This is a genomic window from Mycobacterium sp. E2462, from assembly GCF_001672685.1.
Lineage (GTDB): Bacteria > Actinomycetota > Actinomycetes > Mycobacteriales > Mycobacteriaceae > Mycobacterium.
This window is the reverse complement of the sequence record NZ_LZKC01000106.1, coordinates 1-7,302: the sequence shown is the minus strand read 5'-3', so window position 1 is coordinate 7,302 and position 7,302 is coordinate 1. Positions and strand designations below refer to the sequence as shown.

The following is a 7,302-nucleotide window of genomic DNA, read 5'->3' as shown; positions in this document are numbered from 1 at the left end:
GCGCCGCGTACCAGGCGATGACGCCGACGATCAGCAACACGGCCCACCACAGCCACCACTGCGAGTACGGTTGCGGCCCGAAGACGTGACGCAGCAAGTCATCCGGCACGCTTGGCCACCTCGGTCAAGCGGACGAGTTCGCGCCGAATGTCCTTGCTGCCGGTGATCGTTGCGTGCGGGACCGCGTGCGCGGTGAGGAACGCGTCCAGGCGGGCCCGCCGCTTGTGCTCGGCGCTGCGGTATGCCGCCACAACCCGAGGGCCCAGCTCGGCGCCGTTCAAGACGAAACGACCCGTGGCGACGTCGTACCCGTCGGTGTTGTCGGCGCCGACCGCCGGCATGTCGGACACCAGTGCCCACATGACGTCGTGGCGCCCGCTCAGCGTGCCGAGCACCTCACCGAGCCGCGGGTCGACCTCGGGCTCGTCCGATACCACGAGGATCAGCATGGTGTGCCGGTAATGCGTTGCGACATAATCGAGTTGGGCGGTGATGTCGCTGCCGCCCGGGGCGGTCGTGGTGTGTTGATACCAGCGGTGCAGCAGGCCTTCGATGTGGGATTCGCCGCGCCCCTGCGGGACGTTCACGCAGCCGCGGCGATCACCGTAGACCATGCCGATTTCGTCGGAGCGGCGCAGGCCGATGAGCCCGACGGCGCCCATGACGTGGGCGGCGACGTCGCGTTTGCACTCGCCACTCGGGGCGAGCGCCGACATGTTGCGGCCACCGTCGGCGACCAGCAAGATCTTGTGGTGCTTCTCGGAGACGAACCGCTTGATGAGCACGTCGCCGGAACGCGCGGAGGCCTTCCAGTCGATGTCGCGGACGTCGTCGCCGGGAACGTAGGGGCGCAGGTCGTCGAATTCCATGCTGCGCGTGTGCAACAGCGCGTAACGGCCGCCTTCGAGCAGGCCGCGGGTGTCGGTGCCGAAGTGTGCTTTCGCCCGGTTGAGGTGCTTTCCCAAGAGCACCTCAGGGGACGCGGACGGCCCGCAGCGCGGCGTCCACCACGACTTCGGGGGTGATGTCAGCGCTGGCCGCTTCGAAACCGAGGATGAGCCGGTGGCGCAGGACCCGGTGCGCGAGTTTGGCGATGTCCTCGGGCAGCACGTGCGCACGGCCGGACAGCACCGCCTGCGCGCGGGCCGCCTTGCAGAACGCGATCGTGGCGCGCGGGCTGGCGCCGTACTCGACCAGCCGGGCGATCTGTTTGGGCAACACCCGCGCGGGGTGGCGGGTGGCGTCAACCAGTTGGCTGGCGTAGAGCATCAGCGCGCGGTCCATGTGGACGTGACGCACCACCTGCTGCAGGCGCTGGACGTCGGCGAGGCTGGCGGCGGGCCTGGCGCGGTGTCCCTTGTCGTAGACGCCCGCGTCGATGCGCGCCATGACTTCCACCTCCTCCTGCGGGGTGGGATAACGCACGATCTCCTTGAGCAGGAAGCGGTCGGTCTGCGCCTCGGACAGCGGGTAGGTGCCTTCCTGATCGACGGGGTTCTGGGTGGCGATCACCAGGAATGGATCCGCGATCGGGTGGACCTGCCCGGCGATGGTGGTCTGTCGCTCCTCCATCGCCTCGAGCATCGCGCTCTGGGTTTTGGCGCTGGACCGGTTGATCTCGTCAAGCAACAGGATGTTGGCGTGCACGGGGCCGAGCTGGGTGACGAAGGATCCCGTCGAGGAGTCGTAGATCTGCGTGCCGACGATGTCGCTGGGCAGCAGGTCCGGTGTGCATTGGATGCGGTGGAAGCGACCGTCGACCGATTCGGCGAGCACCTTGGCGGCCGTGGTCTTGGCCAGTCCGGGCACGCTTTCGAGCAGGATGTGACCCCCCGCCAGCAGCCCGATCAGCAGCGATTCGCGCAGGTCGCGCTGGCCGACGACTTTGGCCGCGAACGCCTGGGAAATGGCGTCGACGATCTGTCGAACGCCGTCGAGGTCGCGCTGATCCGGTTGTGTTCGTGCGATAGCCATACCCTCGCTAACCTACCCGGACGCCGGCTTCTGACACCTGGGGCCGGCCACGCGGCGTCGGCCACCGGGCGCTGGACCCCGAGTCATGCGTCGGGTCCGCTACTGGGCGTTGGCCGCCACGTAGTCCCCGACGGGGATCGGCGCCGCGGCGGCGTAACCGATGGGCAGGAGCACGTCGCCTGCGGTCGTCGCGTAGTAGACCTCCCACCGGTAGAACGTCGCGAACGCCGCGGGATCGGCCGCGATGAGCGCGGCGTAGTCGTCGACCGCCTGCACGTATTGACGGGCATGGTTGTAGCCGAAGAGGGCGCGGTCCGGGTCGCTGCCGAAACCGTTGGCGGCGAGGTAGCGGCCCGCCGCCGCGATGCTGTCGTGGGGCGAATTGATGTCGCCGCCCTGGCCGTAAGAGGCGAACGTCGACGGCAGGAATTGCATGGGCCCTTGCGCACCGGCGGTGCTTACGCCGTTGATGCTGCCGAAGCGCGTCTCGACTAGATTGATGGCGGCCAGATAGTTCCAGCCGACGCCGGACTCCGCCTCCGCTGCGTGGTAGTCGTTCAGCAGCTCCTCGGCCGGGGCGGGAGGGTCGATCCGCCACGCGGGCACCGTGTTCCGCGGTTGGGTCATCGCCTGCAGTTGCCGTCGAGCGTCGACGTTGCGGTCGTAGCCGTCGAGCAGCGCCGGCGGGATGCGGGGACGGACGATGGCATCCCAGTCCGGGTGCCGGCCGATGACCCGGTAGGCCAGTTGTTGGCGACGCGCGGCCGCGGTGAGCGCCGCCTGGGGCGTCGCCGGGTCGCCCAAAGCGAGCTCGTCGGCGACGAGGTCGTCGGCGAGTTGGGTGGGATCGGGCGCCAGCGTGGGTTGAATGCCCGAGGGTGCGTGTGGTGGACCTGCCAGCGCGGCCGGCGCCGGCGATGCGCCGCCGGTCACCGCGAGCACGATCGCGCCCGCGGCAAACAGCGCGAACCTGCTCAATTGCCGATGGGTGGTCGCGGTTCACCGGCGACCGGAGGGATCGGACCCTCCCCTTGCTCCGGGGCCACGGGCGGGTCGTCCGCCGCGCCGGTGGACTCGGGAGGCTGCGCGGTCTCGTCGGGCGCGTCGGGGTCGTGGTGTCGGGGCATCGTTGTCTCCTCGTTCGGGGATGCAGAACCCATACCCCGTCCGGCGCCGAGGACAACGTCCGACCCGCGATTGCGGCCGCTAGTCGACGTCGCGCACCGCGTCGAGGCGCTGACCCACCCGGGCGAGGGCCTCGTCGAAGACCTCCACCTTCTCGCCGCGTCGCTCGTTGGCGGGCTGGGCGGCACCGCGCGCGCCCTCGGCCTCGACGCGGGCCGCACCCTGACGCCGCAGCATGTTGAAGTTCTTCTCGCGCGCAGCCCTGAGCCGGCTCTGCAGATCCTTGAGCTGCGCCGGGCTCATGCGCTCCAGCGCTGCGGGATGGCTCTCGCCGATCAAGGTGTTTTCCTGCTGGGTCAGGTTCACATGGCTGCTCACCCTCCATACATAGCCCGCCGGACGCGCCGACGCGACGACTTGCCGGATCGCGCGCCGAACCGTCACACCGGCGCCACCTCGCGTTCACTCCGCGCGGCCCGCGCCAAGGACGGCTCCAGTTACCAGGCCAGCGGTACGCGAACCGGAGCCCAGCCGTCGAAGGTCTCGGTGGGTGCGGAGCTGTACGGCTTGGGATGCCACGCCTTGGGAATGCCGCCGCTGCTCCAGTCGAACGAGAAGAACGGGACCGCGTCGAGCCAGATCTCGAAGAACATCGCCAGCAGGTCGCGGGCCAGGTGCGACGCCGGGCACCGGTGCGGTCCTCCCCCGAAGCTCCAATTACGCTGCGCGCCATCCAGTTTGAAGCACTGCCCAGACATGTCGTCGGCCTCGTCGCGGTGTACCAGTCCGACGTATAACTGCACCGGGGAGCCGGCGGGGATGGTCGTCTCGCCGATCGTCACGCGGCGACTGGTGATCCGGGAAACGGTCTTCGCCCCGCCGTCCAGGCGGAGCAACTCTTCGACGAACCTGCGCTGGCGGCCGGGGTTTTCGCGGAGCTCTCGCTGCAGCGCCGGCTGTCGCGCCAACACCGCCAGCCCCGCCTTGATGGCGAACGAAGCGAAGATCAAGCCGCGCCCCACGGAGGCGATCAACCCCAACACCTCTTCGTCGCTGAGGGGTTCGGCGGCCAGGCGGCTGATGACGTCCGGCCCATCCAGCGGCGTTCGGCGCATCGCTGCCACCAGCGGCGCGTTGACCGCGTCGGGAGCCAAGGTGCTGGGGAGCCCGCAGACGGTGACAAACGCTGCGCGCCAGACGACTTCGGCGACGCCCGAGCCGTCGCAGCGGTCGAGTCTCGTGGCCACCGCGCCGACGCAGTCTTCGATGATGCGGCGCACCGGCTTGAGCATCTCGCGGGAGTTGCCCGGGTTGAACAGCAACTCGACCATGATCTGTCGGTACGGGCCGAACGGTGGGTTACCGGGCATCAGTTCGCCTTGGCGGCTGGCGAAGGTGTCACCATCGCGCATGGCGGCCACGACGTCGTCGCGCCGCCACAGCACGTAGCTGCCGTCGGGCTCGCGCAGCACTCGTTGGCCGGCCCGCCGCGCGGCGGCCAACCAGTCCCTGAAGCCCTCGGCCGCCGCCTCGTCCGACCGCAGGACGTCCAGCGCGGCGGCCTCGGCTGCGTTCCCGGACCCGGTCACCGCGCACCGCCTTTCATCCGGCGGCCCCGCCAGGGGGGACCACCTGCGATTTTCGAGGGCGCCAGTTTATCGCCGGTACGGTCCGTCGGCGCGGCGACGCCGGCGGCACGGGGCCTAGGTGTGCACTTTCCAGCCGGCCAGCGGGGTGGGGGCCGCCGGAGCGTTCGGGTCGTTGAACTCGATGTAGACGTCGCCCTGCTTGACGCTGCTGTCGTAAGCGATGAACCCGTGGGCGGTCTGGCCGTTGGTGACGGTGCCAGACCGCAGCGGCGGGACTTTGTTGATCTGCTGGTAGTCCACCGACGACGAGCCGCCCTCGGTGTCGCGGTAGGGGTCTTGGCGCCAGGCCGAAGACGCCGCGGTCAGCGACCTCTCGCTGTAGGCGAACGACGTGTCGGACTTCCCGACGATCGTGATCTCGATGACGTTGCAGCCTGCGCCGAGGGAGCAGCCGGACGAGATCCAGTTCGCATTGTTGAGCGTGACGTCGGCCGTCGCGCCGCTGTACTCCGTGACATGGATGGTGGTGCCGGACTTTCCGGTCGGAAATGGCGCTTGTGGCGTCGGGTCGGCCGCCGCGTGAGGGGCCCCGGCGCACGCTGTCAGCGCCAGCGATGCCGCGAGCGCTGCCGTCTTGAGAGTCGTGGTGGCCACTCGCGAACGATATCCGTTCGATCGGGCGATATCGTCGTCGGGCGCCTATGGCGAAATAGCGGCGTCTTCGTTCGCATGGTGGAGCGGACTTGACCGACCCCCTTAACCGCCCGGGGCCTGGGCGGCCGAAAACTCGCGCGGCATCTCGTCGCCCCACCCATGGCTGGCGAGCAGGTCCGCGAATCTGACGGAGGGCGCGTTGTTGACCACTTCGTGGATGTGCGCCGGGAACGAAAACGGCGGCGCCTTGCCGGGGTTGCTCTGGGTGTCGCGCCCGATAGCTTGGCTGATCGCGTAGCCCAGATTGTGGCGCGGCCAAGCAGCGTGCACTCGATCGGCAAAATCGCTTGGTAGCAACTCTTTTCGAGCACCGACGACATCCAGATCGATTCCGCTGTGGCAGACCGCATGCTCGGCGCCGAATCGGTGCCCCAAGCCGATACTGGTGTGCAACGCGATCGATTGCCACACTGTGGTCACCCGGTCTTCACGCAGGCCTTGCTCTCCGAGGAATCGGGCCGCGGCATCGGCTCCCTCGACCTCGAAGCGCTGGTCGCCGCGACCGTAGGACGTCAGGCCGAGATCGTGCAGGACCGACGCGAGGAACACAGTCTCTTCGTCGTAGTCGGCGCCGCCGCGCATCCCCTGAGCGGCCGCCAGCTCACGGCCGAACAGGTAGCTGCGCACACAGTGGTTGTGAAGGAACACCGGCGAGACGCGTTCCGCCAGATCGAAGGCTGCAGTACAGATCTTCGAGTCGGGCAGGTTCCACGAGGAGAGGTCGCCGGCCTTCGTCGTCAAGGTTCGATCCTCACTCGTCATGCCAGTGACCGTGCCCGCCCCGCCCGCGCCGGGCAAGTGGCTAACTGGCCAACAACCGCCGGGATTGTGACGTGCGCGCGCTCTCACCGCCGCGTGGCGACATTCCGGCGGTGACTGTCCGCCCGAACGCTGTGGCGGCGAGGCGACTTGGGTGATGATCACGCCCATGCACGCACAGATCGTGTTGTTCGACGGATTCGATCCCCTGGACGCCATTGCCCCCTACGAAGTTCTGGTCGCGGGCAGCGACGCCATTGGTGGCGAGCTAATTGTCGAATTGGTGTCCGCCGAGGGCCCGCGCGAGGTCATCAGTGGCTCAAGGGGTTTGGTGCTGACGGCCACTGCCGGACTTGATCCGTCCAAGCCCGGCTTTGTCGTGGTTCCCGGTGCGGTGGGACCGATCGAGGGCGACCCCGACGAGGTCGACACCATCCCGGTGCTGTTGGCCCGGTTCGGAGAGACCGCCGCGGCACCGTTGGTGCGTCAGGCGTTGGACAACCCCGCCGTCACCGTCGCCACGGTGTGTGGCGGGTCGCTGGCGTTGGCCATGGCCGGACTGATCGACGGTCGCCACGCCAACACCCATCATCTCGGGGTGGACGTGTTGGAGGCCACCGGTGCGATCCCCGTGGCGGCCCGGGTGGTCGACGACGGAAATCTCGTCACCGCCGGTGGTGTCACCTCGGGCCTCGACTTGGCGCTCTACCTGCTCCGCCGCACCTACGGCTCGCAGATCACGTTGGCCGTCGAGGCGATGTTCGCCTTCGAGAGTCGCGGCACCGTTTGGACCAACGGTGGCCGCGCGCCCAGGGCGGTATGAGGTGGGCATCCTCGGCGATTGGGACGTCAGCATCAAGACGCCGGTCGGAACGCTGCACATCGCGTATTGCTTCCGCCTTGACGACCAAGGCGTGCTGACCGGTAGCGCTGCCGGTCGACACGAGACCGTGCCCTGCACCGACATCGTGGTCAGCGACGACGGCGGCGGACAACGGGTCCGCTGGCGGCAATCCGTCACCAAACCGATGAAGCTGAACCTGCAGTTCGATGTGCTCGTCGAGGGCGACGATCTCCGCGGCCATTCCCGCGCCGGGCGGTTACCGCGGTCCACGATCAACGGCACCCGACGCGTCTGACG

The 7,302-nt window shown here is 68.6% G+C and carries 10 protein-coding genes; 2 read left to right on the top strand and 8 right to left on the bottom strand.

Annotated features, from left to right (window positions below):
• Window positions 1-98 precede the first annotated feature (98 nt).
• The 8 genes from A5714_RS05020 to A5714_RS04990 all read right to left on the bottom strand — a co-directional run bounded on the left by A5714_RS05020 (window position 99) and on the right by A5714_RS04990 (window position 6,164).
• A complete protein-coding gene (locus A5714_RS05020; RefSeq protein WP_068283367.1) occupies window positions 99-965 on the bottom strand; it encodes a DUF58 domain-containing protein in 867 nt (288 codons plus the stop codon).
• A 7-nt stretch (window positions 966-972) separates the two neighbouring features.
• On the bottom strand, window positions 973-1,974 hold the full coding sequence (locus A5714_RS05015) for a MoxR family ATPase (protein ID WP_068283361.1): 1,002 nt from the start codon (window positions 1,972-1,974) through the stop codon (window positions 973-975).
• Window positions 1,975-2,073: 99 nt separating this feature from the next.
• Entirely contained in the window at window positions 2,074-2,952 is an 879-nt protein-coding gene (locus A5714_RS05010) for a lytic transglycosylase domain-containing protein (protein WP_068283357.1), read from the bottom strand.
• On the bottom strand, window positions 2,949-3,101 hold the full coding sequence (locus A5714_RS25910) for a hypothetical protein (RefSeq protein WP_156671424.1): 153 nt from the start codon (window positions 3,099-3,101) through the stop codon (window positions 2,949-2,951). Before A5714_RS25910 ends, A5714_RS05010 begins: the two co-directional genes overlap by 4 nt.
• Window positions 3,102-3,180: 79 nt before the next feature.
• On the bottom strand, window positions 3,181-3,477 hold the full coding sequence (locus tag A5714_RS05005) for a hypothetical protein (RefSeq protein ID WP_068073766.1): 297 nt from the start codon (window positions 3,475-3,477) through the stop codon (window positions 3,181-3,183).
• Window positions 3,478-3,596: 119 nt separating this feature from the next.
• Window positions 3,597-4,688, bottom strand: coding sequence for a cytochrome P450 (locus A5714_RS05000; protein WP_068283356.1), 1,092 nt, complete (start codon window positions 4,686-4,688; stop codon window positions 3,597-3,599).
• Window positions 4,689-4,802: 114 nt separating this feature from the next.
• A complete protein-coding gene (locus A5714_RS04995; RefSeq protein ID WP_068283354.1) occupies window positions 4,803-5,342 on the bottom strand; it encodes a hypothetical protein in 540 nt (179 codons plus the stop codon).
• Between the two features lie 102 nt (window positions 5,343-5,444).
• Entirely contained in the window at window positions 5,445-6,164 is a 720-nt protein-coding gene (locus tag A5714_RS04990) for an HD domain-containing protein (protein ID WP_068283351.1), read from the bottom strand.
• A gap of 166 nt (window positions 6,165-6,330) precedes the next feature.
• Between A5714_RS04990 and A5714_RS04985 the strand changes: the two genes are divergently transcribed.
• Both A5714_RS04985 and A5714_RS04980 read left to right on the top strand, forming a co-directional pair.
• Window positions 6,331-6,984, top strand: coding sequence for a DJ-1/PfpI family protein (locus A5714_RS04985; RefSeq protein WP_068283364.1), 654 nt, complete (start codon window positions 6,331-6,333; stop codon window positions 6,982-6,984).
• 1 nt (window position 6,985) lies between these two features.
• Window positions 6,986-7,300: a hypothetical protein gene (locus A5714_RS04980; protein ID WP_068283347.1), complete on the top strand. Its 315-nt coding sequence runs from the start codon at window positions 6,986-6,988 to the stop codon at window positions 7,298-7,300.
• Window positions 7,301-7,302 lie beyond the last annotated feature (2 nt).

What these genes read in the sequence shown, in the direction of transcription:
- A5714_RS05015 (WP_068283361.1), bottom strand. Translation starts at nt 1,974, where the DNA reads ATGGCTATCGCACGAACACAACCGGATCAGCGCGACCTCGACGGCGTT.
- A5714_RS25910 (WP_156671424.1), bottom strand. Translation starts at nt 3,101, where the DNA reads ATGCCCCGACACCACGACCCCGACGCGCCCGACGAGACCGCGCAGCCT.
- A5714_RS04990 (WP_068283351.1), bottom strand. Translation starts at nt 6,164, where the DNA reads ATGACGAGTGAGGATCGAACCTTGACGACGAAGGCCGGCGACCTCTCC.
- A5714_RS04985 (WP_068283364.1), top strand. Translation starts at nt 6,331, where the DNA reads ATGCACGCACAGATCGTGTTGTTCGACGGATTCGATCCCCTGGACGCC.